This is a genomic window from Herbiconiux daphne (genome assembly GCF_024979295.1).
Lineage (GTDB): Bacteria > Actinomycetota > Actinomycetes > Actinomycetales > Microbacteriaceae > Herbiconiux > Herbiconiux daphnes.
On record NZ_JANLCJ010000538.1, the window covers coordinates 1 to 611 of the forward strand.

The window sequence follows — 611 nt, forward strand, 5'->3', positions numbered from 1 at the left end:
ATGATAGACAACATGACGCCTAACAAGCAGGCACTCATATACGAGCATATGGCATATCACCTCATGGGGCAACACAGTGGGGTTGCATTGTCACTAGTTGGTAGGGGTTCAATCGGTAAGACCACTTTATCAGAGTTATTGGGTTATGCAATGACTAAGTCAAGGCAAAATAAAACCACTCACCTAATCAATGCCAAAGACATAATGGAAACCGGTGGAGACCAATTTGCTTTCTACATGGGGGTCAATAAACCTACTTGAATTGTTCCGGAAGGTTCATCTACACTAGCAAGAGACAAAACTAACTTATGAAAAGAATGACTTGATGAGACATCTAAGGTTATGTCAATTCGTGCCATGAACAAGGGGACACAAGTGGTTTATAAGATTTTTAACCTGATTGTGTGTTCGAATGACCCATTTGAAATATATTCAGATACTGCTGATACACAAAATGCCATCAAGGAAAGAATTAGCGTAATCATCGCACGTGCAACCAAAGGTGTGCTTTCAATGGAAGAATATCAATCACTATTCACTGATTTTGAAAGTGAACAATTCGTGTTTGAAAGCATTAGGGCATATCAAAACTTGCTTTCAAGGGGAAAAAA

The 611-nt window shown here is 39.1% G+C and carries 2 protein-coding genes; both read left to right on the forward strand.

What is annotated here, in order from left to right; translation table 11 throughout:
• Positions 1–261, forward strand: a 261-nt coding sequence (locus N1032_RS26315; RefSeq protein ID WP_259543596.1) for a hypothetical protein, incomplete at its 5' end; no start/stop codon positions are given.
• A 114-nt stretch (positions 262–375) separates the two neighbouring features.
• The coding region (locus tag N1032_RS26320; RefSeq protein ID WP_259543597.1) for a hypothetical protein at positions 376–611 on the forward strand (236 nt) is incomplete at its 3' end.